Origin of the sequence: Corynebacterium sp. HMSC29G08 (genome assembly GCF_001806875.1) — a bacterium.
GTDB lineage: Bacteria > Actinomycetota > Actinomycetes > Mycobacteriales > Mycobacteriaceae > Corynebacterium.
The window spans coordinates 1-17,815 of record NZ_KV786248.1 but is presented as its reverse complement, the minus strand read 5'-3'; the positions used below and the strand labels follow the sequence as shown (position 1 = coordinate 17,815).

Genomic DNA, 17,815 nt, shown 5'->3' with positions numbered 1-17,815 from the left:
CATGAAATCAGCGTGGAAAATCCTCATCGGTGTCCTAGCTGCGCTTCTCATCCTGCTTCTCATCGCAGAAGCCGGCCTGCGCATCTTCCTGTCCAAGCAAATCGAAGACGGTTTTGAAGCCCAGTACGCGGCGCAATCCCCCGGCGTTGTCGCCGCGAAACCCGACGTGTCATTCGGCGCTACACCGCTGACCATTGGCATGCTCGGAGGCTCGCTTCCACACATGACAATCCGGACACCGTCCACCCTGATGGTCAACGACGGCGAAATCACCGGCGAACCCGCCGCCACCATCGCCATGGATAAAGTCCGCCTCGTGGACCAAGAGCCGATTGCTGATCACTTGAGCATGCAGGCTGAGCTGCCGTCCGAACTTCTGCAGGCCATCTTGAACCAGGCGATCAGCGAGCAGCTCGGCAACAACGCGCTGCTGGACACGCTGATCACCGTCTCATCAGTCACCACTGACGCGGAGGCAGGCACCTTCACCCTGTCCTTCACCCGTGGTGCGGCCAACATAGATATCCGCCCCGTCCCCACCGCCGACGGCGTGCAGTTTGAAACCACCGGCACCCAACTGTTCGGCTTCGACCTTCCTGGCGAGATCACAGAGGCCATCACCCAATCGCTCCAGGAAGGCCTAGCCAACCAGGAAGCGGGAGCCATGCGGCTAAATAACGTCATGGTCACCCCAGAAGGCCTAGTGCTTGAGATGACGGGTGAGAAGGTGAACTTCTACGAACTGCAGCAGATGTCAGTCACCGCACCTGGCGGCGTTGCCGGCGTCAGCGCGCAGTAGCTGCGGTAGCTGCAGTAGCTGCGGCGACTGGGCGCTACCAGGCGCCGCCGCCTTGGACGATGTCCTTGAGCTGCGGGCGCACATCAAACCAGTAAATGCCCACCGCAACGGCGCCGAACCACGCCACGAACGGGATGCGCAAAAGCAGCGCGACAGAAGAGACGAACAGAATTGCCGCCCATGCCATCTTCGGCTGTCGGCCAGCTACCTCAAACGCATCGGCGCGGGTGGTGGAGGCCAACACCACGCCGACAATCCCCGCCACCCCAACAAGGATGAACAGAAGGCGCTCCGCAAGCAGCGGGATGCGCATGATCATGGAGATTTGTTCAACAGTGGCGGAGTCGAGCATGGCCTACACCCTACTTGGTGGAATCCGTATCCTCGACAACCTCGCCGTCAATGATCTCGCCCGCAGCGTCTTCCACAGCGTCTTCCGCAGCATCCTTGGCTTCGGCGAACTGTTCCTGGACGCGACGCGCTAGGTTCTCAAAGCGGTCGCGCACCTCAGTGAAGGCGTTCTCTGCGCCTTCGGTGTCCACGTTCTCAAGGCGCTTGTTAAAGCTCTCGCGGATGTCCGCAATGGCATCCATCACGGTGCTCTTTGCGTCCTCGGAGAACTTCAGGTCACGCTCGCGGAAAGAGTTGAACAGCTTCTCTGCCTCGTTGGCAAAGTTGGTGGCAACCGAGCTCACCTCACCGTCCGTGGTGGCGGAGTTTAGCGTCTCGCGAGCCTTCTCGCTCGCGTTAGCCACGCGTTCCGGCAGGCCGTCTACAAACTTGCCCACAGCGGCACCCAGTGCGGAGCCGGCAGACAGCAGGGCGTCTCCGACCTCACGCAGGTTGTCGCGGACCTCTTGGTTCCCATTGTTCCCAGTCATTGCATCCTCCGTAGTTTCAAAACCTAGAAAAACAACACTTGGCTCACAGTGTAAATAACCAGCCCGGCCAATGCACCGACCAACGTTCCATTCAGACGGATGAACTGCAGGTCCTTGCCCACCATCAGCTCGATTTTGTCCGCAGCCTCGGCCCCGTCCCACGCCTGGATGGTCTCCGCGATAATGCCCACGATCTGGTCCGCCCCGTTTTCCGCCGCGAAGTGGACAACGGTTTCGAGTTTTTGGGTGGCGGTGTCGCGGGTCGACGGGTCGTTAGCAAGCAGCATGCCCCAGTGCTCAATGGAGCTTGTTGCTTGACGACGCAACGCCGAACCCCCATCCTCCACCATCCCCAACAACATGGTGGACAGCTGCTCCCACATCTGCCCCGGCGCTGCTGTGACAGCAGCAGATGCCATCACGTCCGCCTTAATATCCTCGACGCGGCTGATCATGGCCCCGTCAAACTGCAGGTCCTGCGCGAACTGGTTGATGCTCCGACGAATCGCGCGGCGCGCCTGGTGGTTTTCATCCTCATCCACATCCGCCACAAACTCCGTGAGCTCCCGGTACACCCGCGCACCGACCAGGTCTTTGGCAAACTGCGGCGCCCAAGTGGGCATGCGCTGATCAATGGTGGTGACAATGGGCTCTTCCATCTCATCGACCTTCTTGCGCGCCCAGGCCAAGATGTCGTCAACGACGGGCTCCACCTTGCCGTCTGCAATAAAGCCCTCCAGCATCCTGCCCAACGGCGGACCCCAGATCGGCACCGCAACACGGTCAACCACATACGTCTGCAGGAAGCGTTCCGCCTCTTTCGGGTTGATGCCGCGAATCATGCGCGCCGCAAACGTGCCCAGCTCCTCGCTCACGCGCTCCGCGTTCGCTGGCTGCACCAGCCACTTGCCCACCCGTTCCGGAATGCGGGCCTCCATCACCTTGCTGGTAATGGTTTGGGCGTTGAGGAAGTTCTCGCTGACAAACGCACTCAATGCGTCCGCAACCTGGTCCTTCTTGTTCGGGATGATCGCGGTGTGCGGAATCGGAATCCGCATCGGATGCCTGAACAACGCGGTGACTGCAAACCAGTCTGCCAACCCGCCAACCATGCCGGCCTCCGCCGCGGCGCGCACGTAACCCACCCAGCCGGGAGCGGTGCCTTGGGATTGCCACCAGGAACACGCCAGAAAGATCACTGCCGCCACACCGAGCAAGCTGGTGACAAAGATCTTATGGTTTCGCAGCGTCCGACGCCGCTGAGCTTCATTGCTTGGCTGCGGCATCTCCATCACATGTGACATGCCCTTGATTAAACACAAGCTCCCCGCCTTCGGGTGGAAGCGGGGAGCTGTTTTAGGGGGATTAGCCCGTGTTAGTTCACACGGCCCGTGGTCTTGCGGTAGTGCTTGTAGTCCTTGCGGCCAATGCCCAAGAGCACAACTGCGAGGATGACGCAGGCTGCCATCTCAATACCACCGAGGATCATCAGGATGGAGGAGTAATCCTGTGTCTGAGCGCCCCAGCCAACAAACTTGGCGCACAGGCCCCAGACGAAGATGCCCAGGCCGTACAGGAACGCAAGGATGAAGGCCATGGACAGCCAGGTGCTGTGGCGGAGCAGCGAGGAGTGCGGAGCGCCGAGGGAAACCGGGTCGTAGCCCTCAATGTAGGAGTCCTGCAGCTGCGTCTGGTAGTCCGGGAACGACTCCGACTGGATGTCTGCAACCGCGTGCTGGGATGCCATGTTCATGTCCTTTGCGTCAGTTTTTCTGGAACAGTTTTCCAGGGGTTTCCAGGTGAAATATCACGGTTCAGTATACGGCATGCGCCCTTGGGCGCATGAACCGTAACTGAAAGCTGTTCTTCTTTAGTCGTCGCCGCCCTTGAACGCCGCACGAGCGCGCTCTGCGTTGATGGCGCCAACAGCGTCCAGCGGGATGCCTGCCGGGCAGACATCGGCGCACTCGCCGTAGAGGGAGCAGTGGCCGAAGTTGGTCTCCAGTTCATCCACCATCTTGCGTGCACGACGTGCGCGCTCCTGCTGGCCGAGCGGAAGCAGCTTGAGGTGCTTCAGCTTGGCGCCGGTGAACAGGTGCGCAGCACCGTTCGGGCAGGCAGCCACACAGGCGCCACAGCCGATGCAGGCTGCGTAGTCCAGTGCCAGCTCAGCGTCGTGGTGGTTGACATGCAGCGTGTCAGCGTCCGGTGCGGTACCAGCGTTGACAGAGACGTATCCGCCCTGCTGCATAACGCGGTCCAGTGCGGAGCGGTCCACAGCCAGGTCCTTGATTACCGGGAATGCCCCGGAGCGGAACGGCTCAATGCGCAGCGTGTCGCCATCCTTGTAGTTGAACAGGCGCTGCAGGCAGGCGGTGGTGTTCTTACCAGCGCCGTGCGGGCGACCGTTCACGTTCAGACCACAGGTGCCACAGATGCCCTCGCGGCAGTCATGTGCGAAGGTGAAGGGCTCCTTGCCAGCCTCAACGTACTGGTTGTTGACGTGGTCGAGCAGCTCCAGGATGGACATCTGCTCTACAGCGTCGTCCACCTGGACAGTCTCAAATGCGCCGTCGGTGTCGGGTCCGGCCTGACGCCAGATCTCAAGTGTCAGTTTCATTACTTGTAGTTCCTTGCCATCAGCGGGATCGAATCGAAGAACAGGGGTTCAGCGTGGCGGATGAACTGGCCGTCACCTGCCGGCTCCCAAGCCGACACGAAGCACCAGTTTTCATCGTCGCGCTCTGCCTCACCGTCTTCGGTGAGGTGGTCCATGCGGTAGTGCGCGCCACAGGATTCGTCGCGGTCCAAAGCGTCCACACACATCAGCTCGCCCAGGTTGATGTAGTCCAGCAGTCGAAGCGCAGCCTCGAGCGTCTGGTTCATGTCGTGCTGGCCGCCCGGGATGTGCAGGTTGCGCCAGAAGTCCTCGCGCAGTGCGCGAACCTTCTGAATACCCTCCTGCAGGCCCTCAACGGTACGGGCAACGCCGCAGTGCTCGTAGAGGATTGCGCCGAGCTGCTCGTGGAAGTACTCCGGGCCGTGCGGCTCTACCGGCTCAATGTTCATCAGAGCATCGATGCGGTCCTGGGTGCGCGTCAGCGCTTCCTTCACCTCCGGTGCCTCCAGATCCAGGGCGGCCTCGCCCAGGTGGTGCGCCAGGTAGTTCGGAATGGTGAACGGGAGGGTAAACCAACCATCAACGGAAGCGGACAGCAGCGAGTTAGCGCCCAGGCGGTTTGCACCGTGGTAGGTCCAGGAGCACTCACCAGCGGCGAACAGGCCGTCGATGGAGGTCATCTCGTTGAAGTCCGTCCACAGGCCACCCATGGTGAAGTGCACGGTCGGAGCAATACGCATCGGCTCCTTGTATGGGTCTGCCCCCGTGGAGTCTTCGTACATCTCGAAGAGGTTCGAGTAACGCTCACGGATCGTTTCTTCACCCAGACGCTCAATGGCGTCGGAGAAGTCCAGGTATGCGGAGTTACGCAGCGGGCCCACGCCGAAGCCAGCGTTGAGCTGCTGGGAGATCGCACGGGATGCAACGTCACGCGGCACCAGGTTGCCGAACGCCGGGTAGCGACGCTCCAGGAAGTAGTCGCGCTCGTCTTCCGGGATGGTGTTCGGATCGCGATCGTCGCCCTTTTCCTTTGGGGTCCAAATGCGACCGTCGTTACGCAGGGACTCAGACATCAGGGTGGTCTTTGCCTGCCAGGACGCGTTAACCGGAAGGCCGGTCGGGTGGAACTGCACGAAGCACGGGGACGCCAGGTAAGCGCCACGCTCGTAAGCACGCATCATTGCGGAAGCGTTGGAGTTCTTCGCCAGCGTCGTCTTGTGGTACACGTTGCCGTAACCACCGGTAGCCAAGATGACTGCGTGGCCGGTGAACGCGGCCAGCTCGCCGGTGATCAGGTTACGGGTGACAATGCCGGCGCAGTGCTTCTTGCCGTCCTTCTCAGTGATGATCAGGTCCATCAGGTCGTTGTGGGTGAAAATCTCCACGTTGCCCAGGTGGATCTGACGCTGCAGTGCCGAAGCGGTGGACAGCTGCAGCTGCTGGCCTGTTTGGCCACGGGTGTAGTAGGTACGGGAAACCTGCACACCACCGAAGGAACGGGTAGCTAGGGTGCCGCCGTACTCACGAGCGAACGGAGCGCCGATCGCGTTCATGTGGTCGATCACGCGCACGGACTCAATAGCCAAGCGCCAGCAGTCGGACTCACGGCAGCGGTAGTCGCCGCCCTTGACGGTGTCCTTGGTGTGGCGGTAAGCGCCGTCGTTGTCCACCTTCTTGCCGCGGGCGGAGTTCACGCCACCCTGTGCAGCAATGGAGTGCGCACGACGCGGTGCGTCGTGGTAGGTGAAGACCTTCACGTTGTAGCCCAGCTCGCCGAGTGCGGCAGCAGCTGCGCCACCGGAAAGGCCGGTGCCTACAACGAGGACGGTGAACTTGCGGCGGTTCAGCGGGGAGACCAGCTCCATGTGGTCCTTCGCGTACTGCCACATGTCCTTCATGCGGACTTCGTCGCGGTTCGGCTCGTTGCTGGCCAGGATCTCGCCCGGGGTCACGCCCGGAACGACAGACTCAGGCTGGCGGAAACCCGCGTTGACGTCAGCGCCCTTGGTAGCGGCGAGGGTGTCCTGCGTTTCGCCGGATGCGCCCTGCGTCGCAGAAATTGGGGTAGTCATAGTTTTTCTCCTATTTCAGCCTTTAGCGAGTGAACCCAGGAATGGCGCCGAATGCCAGCGCGATCGGCATCACAATGTTGCCAATGACAACGATGAACGGCAGCACGTACGCCAGAATCACCATCAGGCCCTTGCCACGCTCGCCCAACCAGCCCAAGTCAGATACCGCGAGGTACACACCGTGGGTCAGGTGCAGGCACAGCGCAACCATTGCCAAAACGTAGAACAACGTAACCGGCCAACGCTCAGGAGCGAAGGTTGCCAGCAGGTTGTCACGAACAGCGCCGTGTACAAACGCGTCGGACGCAACGACCTGGCCCAGGGTCAGATCCAGGATGTGGAAGATCAGGAACAGCAGCAGGATAACGCCGGTAATCAGCATCGAGCGGGTCGCCGTCGGCTGCCAGCCGCCCATGAGGTTCGTGCGCTTGAACTTGCCACGGGAACGCTTCGAACGACCGTGCAGCACAAACGCGCCCCACACGTGCAGCACCAAGCAGGCAAGCAGCACGATGCGGATGATCCATAGGAAGCCCTCACGCGGGAACAGCGGCTCACCCATCGTGCGCAGGAACTCGCCATACTCATCGATAGGAGCAACGCCGTTGGCGTGCAGTGGCATAAAGATCTTCAGGTTACCCACCATGTGACCCAGCACGAACAGGCCAAAGATCAGGCCGGTGATGGCCATGGTGAGCTTCAGAGCCCAGGTTGGGAATGACGGCCGCTCGCGCAGCGGCGTTTCAGTAATTTTTCCGTGACGAATGGCTTCACGGTCTGCGTTTTTTACAGTCATGGCACCTCCAGTGTCGTTTTCACTCTAAGTAACGGACGCCACAACCGTGAACTTTCAGTGGTGAGGTTTGCCAGCTGCCTCCCAGCTTCCTCAGGTTCCTCCCGCTTCATTCGCCCCTACCCCACCTTTACGTTGGGCATTTCCACCTTTACGGCCCCTTTTGTGATTTTGCCCACGCCCCGCCGCCACTACCCCTTTTAGTGTCATACTTTGGTTGGTAAGCATGCCCTAACCTCGTGTTTTGGTACTCTCGGCACCATGACTGACGCAAAACAGAACGATCAAAACCAAGCAATCCGTGACATCGACGCGCCGGCGAAGGAGATCTTTGACCTCCTTTCCAATCCGGAGCGCCACCCCGAAACTGACGGCTCCGGCATGGTGGTCTCTGCCGACAAGGCTGAGCGCATCAAGGAGGTCGGCGACACCTTCACCATGAACATGACGAAGGAAGATGGTGACTACCAGACCACCAACGAGGTCTTCGCATTCCAGCAGGACCGCATTATCGGTTGGAAGAATGTGGAAAACACCACCGCAGGCGTCCGCGTGGGCGCGAAGTGGCTCTACGAGCTTGAGCCGATCGATGCCGACAACACCCGCGTCACCCTGACGTACCTGCGCGATGAAATCGAGCTGGACCCGGTACGTAAGTTCAGCGAGACCTTCGATGATGCCTTCCTGATCAAGTCCCTCGACTCGCTCGCCGCAGCGGTTTCCGGAAAGTAGTTCGCGTTCAGCGCGTGCTCCCGCCCCCGCGCGATCCCCAAAAACACGTTTGCAGCTACCTACACCCGGCTACCAAGCGATTTTTTCGCTAGTAGCTACAGGTAGGTAGCTGCAAACTGCGTGGGGACAGCGCCAGCGCCAGCGCTACAGGTTGATCATGTGGCCTTCAATGCCGTGCGCGATCTCCTTAACCACTTCGGACAGGGTCGGGTGGATGTGGATGGAGCGTGCGATGTCGCCTGCGGTCAGATCAAAGCGCTGTGCAAGGACAACCTCCGGCAGAAGCTCGGAGACGTGCGGGCCAACGAAGTGGGCGCCGAGGATCTCGCCGAACTCACCATCAGCGACCAGCTTGGCAAAGCCGTTTGCCTCTGCCAGGCCGACTGCCTTGCCGTTTGCGGAGAACGGGAAGGTAGCAACCTTGATGTCCTTCTCCGGCCACTTCTCCTTAGCCTGCTCTTCGGTGTAGCCCATGGAGGCAACCTGCGGGTTGCAGAAGGTGGCGCGCGGGGTCATCATGTAGTCCTCGATTTCGAGGGTCTCCGCGCCCGCGATGGTCTCGGCCGCGATGATGCCCTGGGATTCGGCTACGTGGGCGAGCTGGAGCTTCGCCGTAACATCGCCGATCGCGTAGATGCCATCGACGTTGGTGCGCATACGCTCGTCGATAGCAATGGCGCCGCGGTCAGTCAGCTCAACGCCGGTGTTCTCCAGGCCGTAGCCCTCGGTACGCGGTGCGAAGCCCACGGAGATCATGACGCGGTCCACGGTCAAGGTCTCAACGGAGTCCGTGCCGTTCTTCTTTACGTCCACCTCAACAGAGTCGCCGTTGTCGCGCACGGCGGTGGTGGCGTGGCCGGCGAGCAGCTTCACACCAAGTTTCTTGTAGCGCTTCGCAATCTCCTTGGACACGTCCCTGTCCTCGTTCGGCAAGACGCGGTCCATGTACTCAACAACAGTCACGTCTACGCCGTAGTTGGACAGGACGTAGGCGAACTCCATGCCGATGGCGCCAGCGCCGACGATAACCATCGTCTTCGGCGCGTCCGGGTTGAGGATCTGCTCTTCGTAGGACACAACATTGTCCGACAGTTCGATGCCAGGCAGGGTGCGGACGACGGAGCCGGTGGCGATAATGCAATCGTCGAAAGTAATGACCTTGCCCTTGTCATCGCCTTCGGTGATCTCGATGGTCTTGGCGTCCGTGAAGGAGCCGAGGCCGTTGACCTCGGTGATCTTGTTCTTCTTCATCAGGTAGTGGACGCCGCCAACAATCTTCTCGGAGACCTTGCGGGAGCGGGTATGTGCGTCCGTGTAGTCGAACTCCACGTCACCCTTGATGCCGAACGTCTTCGCCTCATGGTTGAAGATCTCTGCGATCTCGGCGTTCTTGATCAGTGCCTTGGAAGGGATGCAGCCCACGTTCAGGCACACGCCACCCCAGTATTTCTTCTCAACTACAGCAACTTTCTTGCCAAGCTGTGCTGCGCGGATAGCGGCGACATAGCCACCGGGGCCAGCGCCGAGTACAACAACGTCAAAATGTTCTTTAGTCACGCCCAATAGGATACGTCGGTTAGCAAGCTGTGTGGGCAGAGTCGCGCGTAATGTTTGGCACCTCTGGCAATATATGTGGAAGTGACAGGGGAGCCGCTGCTTGTTCCCACCATTTTCTAAAGAAAAGCGAGTCATCCATTATGAAGATCACGCGTCCGGCCCTTGCTGCCGTCGCAGCCGTAGCAATCGCCGCTGGCGCTGTTCCCGTGGCCGGGCATTTCCAGGCCGCCGAGTCTGCCCAGGGTCTTGCCACCATCGAGCGCGTGCACCCCGCAGTGTCGGAGAGCACTTCTAGCTTGCCTACGTCTACGGAAACCACCCACACCGCCACCACCGAAGCCAGCGCAACTGCTTCCGCTGCGTCAACGACGCCGACTTCTGATGCTGCGAAGGAGCCGAAGGTTGCAACTGACATTGACGGCGCGTCGGTCCCGGATGGTGACCGAGAGGGTCTGCTGAACCAGGCGAAGGACGCGTTGAAGCCGGAGGCTACCGGCGAAGAGGCGGACAACATGCCGAAGATGGATGACACTGAGTCCACTGAGTCCCCCAACTCCGAGGAGCTCATGGAAATCAAGCCGCTTACTGCGGCTCCGGATGACTACAAGAAGAACCCGCAGGAATGGTTCAATGAGCTGAAAACCTTCCCAGGTGGTGAGGCAATTACGGTGCACTCCAAGGCGATGGACCGCGACATCCCGGTAGCGCTGATCCGCGCGGTGGATGAAAACGGCAAGCCGCTAGCAAAGGCGCCGACCTACTACTTGCTTAACGGTGCTGGTGGTTCTGAGCAGAACACGGACTGGCTGGCTATGGCCCCGAACACCGTACGCAACGTGCTTGCTCATGAGCCGGTGAACGTGGTTATCCCAATGGAAGGCGCGTTTTCTTACTACGTGGACTGGCTGAGCAACCCGGGTGAGGGTAAGTATTTCAAGGGTGAGCAGAAGTGGTCGACGTTCTTAGCGAAGGAAATGATCCCGTCGGTTGAGGACTACCTGGATGCCAACGGGAAGCGCGCCGTGACCGGGTTCTCCATGTCTGCAACTTCATCGCTGCTTTTGGCGGTGCATAACCCGGATATGTTTGATGCTGTCGGCTCATTCTCCGGCTGCGCTGCCACTTCCACCCCGCTGCCGAACTTCTTCACAGGCCTGACGGTCAACCGCGGTTCTGCGGGAGCGGGCAACATTACGCCGGAAAACATTTGGGGTCCGCGCGGGTCTGACTACAACCGCTACAACGATGCGTTGGTGATGGCGGACAACCTGGTTAGTGAAAACGGGGTGTCCAAGACCAAGTTCTACCTCTCCGCGGGCACGGGCCTTGCTGGCCAGACGGATATGCTGAGCTACCTGCGTGAACATTCGGGTTCGACGGAGGCGTTGAACGCGGCGCTGACGCTGCAGATTGAGGGCGGCGCCATTGAGGCCGCGATGAACGCCTGCACGCATGACTTGAACACCAAGTTCACCAAGCTGGGTGTGCACACCTACTTCAACAAGCGTCCGGTTGGCACGCACTCTTGGCCGCTGTGGCGGGATGATTTGAAGGTGTCGTGGGACAAGGTCATTCGCCCGGCACTGCTTGAGGGCGAGTAGACCGGCGACTAAGCCACAACATAAAAGCATCGGGTAAGCGGTACGTGGCCGCCTACCCGATGCTTTTTACGTTTTAGAACATGCCGAGACCGAATGCGATCTGCGAGGACGCGGAGGAGCCGAAGTGGAGCAGCTGGCCGAGGAGCTCATTGATCTGCAGCTGTGCGTTTTCAATAATCATTGTTCACTGTCCTTTTCTTGATGTTTCTTGAGACACGATGTGGCAATTGTTCGCTATTGTTACACAATTTGTCTTGTGTGACCGTAATATAGCCAGTCATGAGCCTGAAGCGCACCGCATCTGCAGTCCTTGCCGCCCTGACCGCGGCTGCAATCACCACGGGTACCGTCACCGCAACTATCCCCGCCAACGCGGCGACCGTTACAGCCGCCCAAGTTGCCGGCCAAACGCCGGTGGGCACGGTCAAGCTTTGGGACGCTAAGGCGAACCCGCCCATGATGGTTAGCGCGAACCGTCCTCAAGAATGGCCCCAGCAGGTGGACCACAAGACGGTGCTGAGCTACCTGGTCCACTCGCCGTCGATGAACAGGGACATCCCTGTTGCCGTTGTGCCGGCGACGAACCCGCAGGGCCAGCGCGTAGCAAACGCGCCGACAATCTACTTGCTCAATGGCGCAGGTGGCGCGGAGCAGAACCAGGATTGGTTGAAGATGGCGCCGGTGAAAGACTTCTTCGCGGGCAAGGGCGTCAACGTGGTCATCCCGCAGGCGGGTGCGTTTTCCTACTACACCGACTGGGTAGAGACGAACCTTAACACTAACTACCTGCGCGGACCGCAGAAGTGGGAGACGTTTTTAACCAAGGAGCTGCCCGGCCCAATTGAGCGCATGCTCAACGCCGACAACCGCCGCGCGATTGTTGGTTTCTCCATGTCCGCCACATCTTCGCTGTTGCTGCCGCAGCACAACCCGGGCTTTTATGATGCGGCGGCGTCGTTTTCCGGCTGTGCGTCTACAAGCTCGCCCCACGGCTACAACTACACTCGTGTGACGGTGAACCGCGGCGGCTACTCTGACTTCAAGACTGTCACCCCGGAGATGATGTGGGGGCCGATGGGCGGGTCCTACAACCGTTGGAACGACGCACTGCTCAACGCTGAGCGTCTGCGCGGCACCGCGCTCTACATCTCTTCCGCCACCGGCCTTGCGGGCCGCCCGGACCAGGTGAGCTACCTGGTTGGCCAGGGCGCTCCGGAGCTTGTCGCCCAGATTGCTGCTGTAACGCTGCAGGTTGAGGGTGGCGCTATTGAGGCCGCGATCAACCAGTGCACCCACGATTTGAAGACGAAGCTGGACGCTTTGAACATTCCAGCAACGTATGAGCTGCGCAACGTGGGCACTCATTCCTGGCCGTACTGGCGTGCGGATCTAGAGAAGTCCTGGTTTACCACCATCGCCCCGGCGTTTGGGATGTAGCCAGCAACCAGCACCGTGCCGTGGCGGGCTAGAATGGCCGATCGTTATGACTACTCATCGGCTCCGCTCAACCCCGGTCCCCGGACACCGGGACCAGTACACGGGCGTGGACTTCAACTTAGGCTTCCACGTCACGCATTATGACGTGACGATGAACTACAAGGTGGGTCCGAACTATGTGGACGCCACCGCCACGTTGACGTTGACGCCGTGGCGGGATTTGAACCACATGACGTTGGATCTGATGGATAACCTGCGGGTGCGCAGCGTCACTACAACGCATGGTGAGATTAAGCGTTTTCGCCATTACCGCAACAAGCTGCGCGTTACGTTCACGCAGGACATTGCGGTAGATACGGAATTCCAGCTGACCATTCGGTACACGGGCACGCCGCGTCCGCGTCGTACGGCGTGGGGCCAGTTGGGATGGGAGGAGCTGGAAAACGGCGCGTTGACGGCGAACCAACCCAACGGTGCGCCCACGTGGTTCCCGTGTGATGACACGCCTGATGAGAAGGCCACGTACCGCATTACGCTGCGCCCGGACCAGCCCTACCAGGTCATTGCTACGGAGACGTCCCGTCCGCTGCCGACCTACTTGGCCACTGTGAACGTCGGCCAGTTTGTACACCACAGCCTGGGCCGCAACACCAGTGCGTATCTGCCGCGCGGCCTGCAGTTGGGCGATTTTGCCAAGCAGCAGGAGATGCTGGATTTCTTCGAGACCTGCTTTGGTCCGTACCCCTATGAGCATTACACAGCGATCGTGCATGATGAGCAGCTTGAGATCCCGCTTGAAGCGGCCGGCCAGTCCATTTTCGGCCGCAACCACACGCGCGGCAACGAGCGACTGATCGCCCATGAGCTGGCACACCAGTGGTTCGGCAACTCGTTGGGCATCGCCCAGTGGGATGACATTTGGCTCAATGAGGGCTTCGCTTGTTACGCCGAGTGGCTCTGGGCCGATGCTCAGGGCAGCATGCTTATCGACGCCTCCGTGAACCACCACTACGCCAAACTCCCCACCCCCACCGTGCCGCTTGCCAACCCGGGCCCGCGCCACATGTTTGATGACTGGGTGTACAAGCGCGGCGCGATCACCCTGCACGCGTTGCGCGCCGCCATGGGTGATGAGGCGTTCTTTAGCGGAGTGCGCTCGTATGTGGCCAAGTCCACGCATGGGATTGTGGAGCCATTCGATTTGAGAAACGCGCTGAAGGCGGCCGCGCCGGGTGCGGACATCGCCGGAATTATGGATGTCTGGCTGAACCACACGGAGCTTCCTGACGTGCCGAAGATCCGATAACCCATGAGAAGCCTGACGCTGGCCACCGCCTTTTCGGCGCTCGCCGGGTTCGTGCTCATGTGGGTGGCCGGCTGGGCGTTGGACACCGGCAGCGCGTACCGATACTTCACCGCGTTCTGGGGGTTGTTTTTCGCCTCCGCTGGTCTTATCGACGGCATTACGCATGAGACGACGCGCGCTGTGGCGTCGTCAAGCGAAACGGGCTCTCGTGGCACGGCGAATCCCTGGCGCTTCGGCGCTGCCGCGGCAACGGTTGTGGTGGCCTTGGGACTCGGCCTTGGACTGTGGGCGATGCGGGCCTGGGTGCCCATGTCCCCCGGCACCGCCACAACCCTACTGGTATTCGGCCTGGTCAGCTACGTGTTCCAGGCGGTACTCTCCGGTGTTCTGTCCGGTGCGCAGCTGTGGAACCAGTACGCGGCGCTCGTTGCGCTGGATTCCGGCATCCGCCTGGTGCTTGCCGTGGTCGCGTGGGCGCTGGGCTGGGGACTGCCTGCGTTCTTGTTGATCACTGTCATCGGCGCGGTGAGCTGGGTGATGATCCTGGGTGTCTCGCGTGAAGCGCGCTCCCGCATCCGCGTTGCGCTGGACGTGGATCGCAAGGTGTTCGTCAGCCGCGTGTTTACCGCCATGCTCGCCTCCGGCGCCTCAGCCGCGCTGATCACCGGTTTCCCCACCGCCGTATCCGCGGCGTTCCCGGACAATGACGCCTCCGTATCCATTCTCGTTGCCGCCATCAACAACGCCGTCATCCTCACTCGTGCACCAGTGTTGGTGCCCCTTCAGAGGTTTCAGGCGGCGTTGGTTGTGCGCTTCGTGGAAAAGCAAAAGCACATCTACCGTGCACTTTTGGGGCCGGTGGTGGCTGTGCTCGGCCTAGGTGTCGCCGGATTTGCCCTGGCCTGGCTGCTGGGGCCGTGGATTCTGCAGCTGGCATTCCCGTCTGAACTGTTCGTGCCTGGGCGCACGCTTGCGCTTCTGACGTTCGCTTCCGCGTTCATGGGCACCCTCATGATCACCGGCGTGGCTGTCCTCGCACTACAACGCCACGGTTGGTACGTGGCTGGATGGCTCACCGCCTCTGTCGTAGCCTTCGCCGTCCTGTTCACCGCACCGTGGGGTGTGGTTACCGCCGTGGTTATCGCCCTGTACGCGGGCCCTTTGGCTGGCGCGATCGTGCACGTGATCGGCCTGTGGGGCGCGCGGAGTTTAGTAGCATAGCCAGCCATGGGAACAATGCTGGTCACCGGCGGCGCCGGGTTCATCGGATCCAACTTCGTCCACATGGTGTGTGGGCGGGGATCTCACGACGTGATCGTGCTGGACAAACTGACCTACGCAGGCAACCACGACAACCTCGCCGGGCTGGACGTGGAGTTTGTCCACGGCGATGTTGCGGACCCGACTGTCGTGGAGCCGCTGGTTGCTCGTGCGGACACTGTGGTCCATTTTGCTGCGGAATCCCACAACGACAACTCCCTGCGCGACCCATCCGCGTTCCTGCAGTCCAACGTAGTGGGCACGTTTGTGTTGTTGGAGGCAGTGCGCAAGTTTGATACGCGCTTCCACCACATCTCTACTGATGAAGTCTTCGGCGACCTCGCTCTCGGCGGCACCGACGCTTTTTCAGAGACCACACCATACAACCCCTCTTCGCCCTACTCCGCAACGAAGGCTGGTTCCGACCATTTGGTGCGCGCTTGGGTGCGTTCCTTCGGCATCGCGGCGACTATCTCAAATTGCTCCAACAATTACGGCCCCTACCAGCATGTGGAGAAGTTCATCCCCCGCCAGATCACCAACATCCTGTGTGGTCAGCCCGCCAAGCTCTACGGTACTGGCGCCCAGGTGCGCGACTGGATCCACGTGGACGACCACAACGATGCCGTGCTCACCATCCTTGAGCGCGGCGAGATTGGCCAGACCTACAACATCGGCGCCAGCGAGGCTGACTCCCCTCACATTACAAATAAGCAGGTCATCGAGACGATCTGTTCGCTGATGGGCGGCTCTTTCGAGCACGTCGCTGACCGCCCTGGTCATGACCAGCGCTACACCATGGACGCCACCAAACTGCGCACTGAGCTTGGCTGGCAGCCTCGCTATACCGACCTCCACGCTGGTCTTGCCAGCACCATCGAGTGGTACCGGGAGAACGAATGGTGGTGGCGCGACGCCAAGGGTGGCGTTGAGGAGGCCTACGCCCAGCGCGGGCAGTAGGTTGTGGGTCTGGGATACTCTAAGGAACCATGCCCGAAATGCCCGAAATGCCCCAAACAACCCCGATCGAAGGTCTGACCGTTCACGCCCTGTCGCTGCACGAAGACAACCGCGGCTGGTTTAAGGAGAATTGGGCTGGTCAGCTGTTGCAGCCGAAGCAGAACAACGTCAGTTTCAACGCCAAGGCGGGCACGACGCGTGGGATGCACGCGGAGCCGTGGGATAAGTGGGTGTCGGTGGCCACGGGCAGGGTGTTTGGCGCATGGGTGGATATGCGTGAGGGCTCCCCCACGCTCGGCGAGACCTTCGGCATCGAGATCGGTCCTGGCCAGGCAGTGTTTGTTCCGCGGGGTGTGGCCAATGGCTTCCAGACGCTGGAGGACAACACGGCTTACATTTACCTGGTCAACCAGTGCTACAACCCGAACGGCACCTACGCGTACTGCTCTTACAAGGAGATCGACTGGCCGCTTGCCCCAACGGAGCTTTCGCTTGCCGACGCCACACATCCCCCCTTCAGCGAATCCACCCCCGTCCCGCCAAAGAAGGTCCTGGTCACGGGTGCCAACGGGCAGCTTGGCCGGGCACTGCGCCAGTTGTGGGGCGAGAGTCGCGCAGACTATTTCACCCGCGAGGAGTTCGATATCACCGCGATTCCTGAGGGGTTTGATTTCTCGGGCTACAGCGCGATTGTGAATTGCGCGGCATATAACGATGTCAACGGCGCGGAGACTGACCGCGCGACGGCCTGGGCGGTCAACGCGGATGCGCCGGCGACTCTGGCCAGGGTGGCCAACGAGCATGACCTGACGTTGGTGCATGTGTCCAGCGATTACATTTTCGACGGCACCGTCGAGGTACACACCGAGGCCGAGCACGCAAGCCCACTTTCTGCGTACGGTGCGTCCAAGGCGGCGGGCGATACGGCGGCACAAACCGCGAGGCGCCACTACGTTATCCGCACCTCTTGGGTGTTTGGGGATGGTGCGAATTTCATGGACACCATGGCCAAGCTGGCCCTGGCGGACAAGAGGGTAAACGTAATCATGGATCAGGTGGGGCGCCCCACTTGGACGGAGGATTTGGCTAAAGGCATCGATCACCTGCTCCGGACTGAGGCGGAGTTTGGCGTGTATAACCTCTCGTCGGATGGCGATGCGGTGGGTCGAGATGAGATGGCGATGGCGGTTTTCGTGGGCGTTGGTAAGGATCCTGCGGAGGTGACGCCGGTGACTACCCAGCAATATGCGCAGTTGGTCGGCCCGGAGGCCCCGCGGCCCTCGCACTCAACGTTGGATTTGAGCAAGATCAAGGCGACCGGGTTCCAGCCGATGAATTGGCGCGCCGCCCTTGCTATCCACCTTGCCGCACATCTGTAGCTGGCACGCCCTTGTAGCTGGCACGCCCTTGTAGCTGGGGTCAAGTCCCGTGTAGCTGGCACACCCTTGTAGCTGGGGTCAAGTCCCGTGTAGTGGTGCGGCCCAAGTGTGGGGCGAGGTTTGACGGCGCTTTGTTTGAGGGCGCTGTGTTTGACCGCGCTGTGCCTAAACCCCGAACGGAAGAGTACGGATAGGCCGGGTTTTGGGTATCTATCCGTAGTGTTGTATCCGGGGTTTAGCGAAAAAGGGCGCGGGTAGGTGACTTTAGCGCCGGTTTGAGACCGGGTTGCTGCCGGATTGGGGCAGATTGCCTGACTTAGGTCATGGGTGGGTGAGCAACGTCACTCTTGACACTGTTACCTGGTGGTTTTTGGTGGCGGGGTGGGATTTTTCCGCACTAAGTGGGTAGTGATGGGGG

16 protein-coding genes are annotated in these 17,815 nt (G+C 60.6%); 8 read left to right on the top strand and 8 right to left on the bottom strand.

The window, feature by feature from the left end; translation table 11 throughout:
* Position 1: 1 nt before the first annotated feature.
* Positions 2-799: an LmeA family phospholipid-binding protein gene (locus HMPREF3101_RS06380; protein ID WP_070463736.1), complete on the top strand. Its 798-nt coding sequence runs from the start codon at positions 2-4 to the stop codon at positions 797-799.
* 34 nt (positions 800-833) lie between these two features.
* On the opposite strand, the gene HMPREF3101_RS06375 is transcribed toward HMPREF3101_RS06380, so the two are convergent.
* The 7 genes from HMPREF3101_RS06375 to HMPREF3101_RS06345 all read right to left on the bottom strand — a co-directional run bounded on the left by HMPREF3101_RS06375 (position 834) and on the right by HMPREF3101_RS06345 (position 7,168).
* Positions 834-1,151, bottom strand: a complete 318-nt coding sequence (locus tag HMPREF3101_RS06375; protein WP_083280121.1) for a DUF2516 family protein — start codon at positions 1,149-1,151, stop codon at positions 834-836.
* 10 nt (positions 1,152-1,161) lie between these two features.
* A complete protein-coding gene (locus HMPREF3101_RS06370; RefSeq protein WP_070463735.1) occupies positions 1,162-1,680 on the bottom strand; it encodes a CGLAU_01105 family protein in 519 nt (172 codons plus the stop codon).
* A gap of 23 nt (positions 1,681-1,703) precedes the next feature.
* Positions 1,704-2,984 (bottom strand): DUF445 domain-containing protein, encoded by a 1,281-nt coding sequence (locus tag HMPREF3101_RS06365; RefSeq protein WP_141737381.1) that lies wholly within the window; start codon positions 2,982-2,984, stop codon positions 1,704-1,706.
* Positions 2,985-3,055: 71 nt separating this feature from the next.
* Positions 3,056-3,427, bottom strand: coding sequence for a hypothetical protein (locus tag HMPREF3101_RS06360; protein WP_070463734.1), 372 nt, complete (start codon positions 3,425-3,427; stop codon positions 3,056-3,058).
* A gap of 123 nt (positions 3,428-3,550) precedes the next feature.
* Positions 3,551-4,300, bottom strand: coding sequence for a succinate dehydrogenase/fumarate reductase iron-sulfur subunit (locus HMPREF3101_RS06355; protein ID WP_052205513.1), 750 nt, complete (start codon positions 4,298-4,300; stop codon positions 3,551-3,553).
* The gene (locus HMPREF3101_RS06350) at positions 4,300-6,372 is read right to left on the bottom strand and encodes a fumarate reductase/succinate dehydrogenase flavoprotein subunit (protein ID WP_083280120.1); all 2,073 of its coding nucleotides are present in this window, start codon (positions 6,370-6,372) and stop codon (positions 4,300-4,302) included. The genes HMPREF3101_RS06355 and HMPREF3101_RS06350 overlap by 1 nt, the downstream gene beginning before the upstream one ends.
* Before the next feature lie 22 nt (positions 6,373-6,394).
* Positions 6,395-7,168, bottom strand: a complete 774-nt coding sequence (locus tag HMPREF3101_RS06345; protein WP_070463733.1) for a succinate dehydrogenase cytochrome b subunit — start codon at positions 7,166-7,168, stop codon at positions 6,395-6,397.
* A gap of 258 nt (positions 7,169-7,426) precedes the next feature.
* Here HMPREF3101_RS06345 and HMPREF3101_RS06340 point away from each other — a divergent pair, with 258 nt between their 5' ends.
* The gene (locus HMPREF3101_RS06340) at positions 7,427-7,897 is read left to right on the top strand and encodes an SRPBCC family protein (RefSeq protein ID WP_070463732.1); all 471 of its coding nucleotides are present in this window, start codon (positions 7,427-7,429) and stop codon (positions 7,895-7,897) included.
* A gap of 144 nt (positions 7,898-8,041) precedes the next feature.
* On the opposite strand, the gene lpdA is transcribed toward HMPREF3101_RS06340, so the two are convergent.
* The gene (lpdA, locus tag HMPREF3101_RS06335; protein ID WP_246816674.1) at positions 8,042-9,454 is read right to left on the bottom strand and encodes a dihydrolipoyl dehydrogenase; all 1,413 of its coding nucleotides are present in this window, start codon (positions 9,452-9,454) and stop codon (positions 8,042-8,044) included.
* 140 nt (positions 9,455-9,594) lie between these two features.
* Between lpdA and HMPREF3101_RS06330 the strand changes: the two genes are divergently transcribed.
* From HMPREF3101_RS06330 to HMPREF3101_RS06305, 6 genes are all read left to right on the top strand, one after another.
* Positions 9,595-11,055, top strand: coding sequence for an alpha/beta hydrolase (locus tag HMPREF3101_RS06330; RefSeq protein WP_070463730.1), 1,461 nt, complete (start codon positions 9,595-9,597; stop codon positions 11,053-11,055).
* Positions 11,056-11,334: 279 nt separating this feature from the next.
* Entirely contained in the window at positions 11,335-12,492 is a 1,158-nt protein-coding gene (locus tag HMPREF3101_RS06325) for an alpha/beta hydrolase (RefSeq protein ID WP_210386179.1), read from the top strand.
* A gap of 46 nt (positions 12,493-12,538) precedes the next feature.
* Positions 12,539-13,798 (top strand): M1 family metallopeptidase, encoded by a 1,260-nt coding sequence (locus HMPREF3101_RS06320; protein WP_070463729.1) that lies wholly within the window; start codon positions 12,539-12,541, stop codon positions 13,796-13,798.
* Positions 13,799-13,801: 3 nt separating this feature from the next.
* On the top strand, positions 13,802-15,019 hold the full coding sequence (locus tag HMPREF3101_RS06315; protein WP_070463728.1) for a hypothetical protein: 1,218 nt from the start codon (positions 13,802-13,804) through the stop codon (positions 15,017-15,019).
* Between the two features lie 6 nt (positions 15,020-15,025).
* On the top strand, positions 15,026-16,018 hold the full coding sequence (gene rfbB, locus HMPREF3101_RS06310) for a dTDP-glucose 4,6-dehydratase (protein WP_070463727.1): 993 nt from the start codon (positions 15,026-15,028) through the stop codon (positions 16,016-16,018).
* A 29-nt stretch (positions 16,019-16,047) separates the two neighbouring features.
* A complete protein-coding gene (locus tag HMPREF3101_RS06305; protein WP_246816673.1) occupies positions 16,048-17,397 on the top strand; it encodes a sugar nucleotide-binding protein in 1,350 nt (449 codons plus the stop codon).
* Positions 17,398-17,815: the final 418 nt, after the last annotated feature.

Excerpts from the sequence above, each read along its gene's own strand:
- HMPREF3101_RS06355 (WP_052205513.1), bottom strand. The coding sequence starts at position 4,300 with ATGAAACTGACACTTGAGATCTGGCGTCAGGCCGGACCCGACACCGAC.
- HMPREF3101_RS06375 (WP_083280121.1), bottom strand. The coding sequence starts at position 1,151 with ATGCTCGACTCCGCCACTGTTGAACAAATCTCCATGATCATGCGCATC.
- HMPREF3101_RS06340 (WP_070463732.1), top strand. The coding sequence starts at position 7,427 with ATGACTGACGCAAAACAGAACGATCAAAACCAAGCAATCCGTGACATC.
- HMPREF3101_RS06305 (WP_246816673.1), top strand. The coding sequence starts at position 16,048 with ATGCCCGAAATGCCCGAAATGCCCCAAACAACCCCGATCGAAGGTCTG.
- HMPREF3101_RS06365 (WP_141737381.1), bottom strand. The coding sequence starts at position 2,984 with ATGTCACATGTGATGGAGATGCCGCAGCCAAGCAATGAAGCTCAGCGG.
- HMPREF3101_RS06345 (WP_070463733.1), bottom strand. The coding sequence starts at position 7,168 with ATGACTGTAAAAAACGCAGACCGTGAAGCCATTCGTCACGGAAAAATT.
- HMPREF3101_RS06330 (WP_070463730.1), top strand. The coding sequence starts at position 9,595 with ATGAAGATCACGCGTCCGGCCCTTGCTGCCGTCGCAGCCGTAGCAATC.
- rfbB (WP_070463727.1), top strand. The coding sequence starts at position 15,026 with ATGGGAACAATGCTGGTCACCGGCGGCGCCGGGTTCATCGGATCCAAC.
- HMPREF3101_RS06315 (WP_070463728.1), top strand. The coding sequence starts at position 13,802 with ATGAGAAGCCTGACGCTGGCCACCGCCTTTTCGGCGCTCGCCGGGTTC.
- HMPREF3101_RS06370 (WP_070463735.1), bottom strand. The coding sequence starts at position 1,680 with ATGACTGGGAACAATGGGAACCAAGAGGTCCGCGACAACCTGCGTGAG.
- HMPREF3101_RS06360 (WP_070463734.1), bottom strand. The coding sequence starts at position 3,427 with ATGGCATCCCAGCACGCGGTTGCAGACATCCAGTCGGAGTCGTTCCCG.
- HMPREF3101_RS06325 (WP_210386179.1), top strand. The coding sequence starts at position 11,335 with ATGAGCCTGAAGCGCACCGCATCTGCAGTCCTTGCCGCCCTGACCGCG.
- HMPREF3101_RS06320 (WP_070463729.1), top strand. The coding sequence starts at position 12,539 with ATGACTACTCATCGGCTCCGCTCAACCCCGGTCCCCGGACACCGGGAC.
- HMPREF3101_RS06350 (WP_083280120.1), bottom strand. The coding sequence starts at position 6,372 with ATGACTACCCCAATTTCTGCGACGCAGGGCGCATCCGGCGAAACGCAG.
- HMPREF3101_RS06380 (WP_070463736.1), top strand. The coding sequence starts at position 2 with ATGAAATCAGCGTGGAAAATCCTCATCGGTGTCCTAGCTGCGCTTCTC.